The sequence below is a fragment of the Candidatus Symbiothrix dinenymphae genome (assembly GCF_001431085.1).
This window is the reverse complement of record NZ_BBRU01000126.1, coordinates 1-834: the sequence shown is the minus strand read 5'-3', so window position 1 is coordinate 834 and position 834 is coordinate 1. Positions and strand designations below refer to the sequence as shown.

1 protein-coding gene is annotated in these 834 nt (G+C 44.8%); it reads right to left on the bottom strand.

Annotated elements, in window-relative coordinates:
* On the bottom strand, positions 1–555 hold a 555-nt coding region (locus tag ASC50_RS02030; protein ID WP_158648284.1), incomplete at its 3' end, for a hypothetical protein.
* Positions 556–834 lie beyond the last annotated feature (279 nt).

Below are 834 nucleotides of genomic sequence, written 5' to 3'. Positions count from 1 at the left end.
GGTGGACATCGTGTTGTAGTTCAGGTCGAAACTCATCTTTTCGCCGATTTTCGCCTCTGCCGAGATTTGAATTTGCGGGTCGAAATCGAATGTGGTGTGAGTGCGTTGCCGCTCACTGAGGGTGGGATTGCCCATAGAAGTGTGTGTAATGCCGATTTTGGTGTCCACACTTCCGCGCGGATTGAGTTGCACGCCCCCCGGTCCAAAAATCTTTTCCGCAGGTCCCAAACCAAATTGATAGCTGCCCAACAGTTTGTCCAAATAATCTGTTTTTCCGGTGCTGTCTTTCATCAAATACGCCTCCGCATTTTTTTCTCTAAAATAGGCTGCCATGCTCTTCTGAAGCGTATATTCCAGATATTCATCGCGAGTCATCGCAGTGGGCGTAGTGAGGTCAGGCGCGATTATCGAGCGCAATTCGTAGCGATTTGTTTGCGGATTAAACACAAACTCCTCATCCACAGGCGCAGGCACAAGCGTGTCGGCACTCACAACAAAGCCAAAACCGGCAGTAAGTGCAACCAGCAGAGTGAGGATGTATTTTTTTATCCACATAACCTTGATATAACGGAGAAAATGGAAAAAGCGTATAAAAAGATGTTAAATTTTCGATTTATTTTTTGAAATAAATGATTGTCAATTCAAAAATTATTACTACTTTTGCAGTCGAAAAAAGAATATTATACAAGAATGAACAGAAAAATAGGCATCGGTGTTTTATTGATAGTGCTGTGTACCACCACAGTAACTCCCCTTGTTGCCCAAAACAAGGCGCGGAACGGCACGCCCGTGGCAGAAACAGCAACGCCGGAACTAACAGTAACCAACAACACC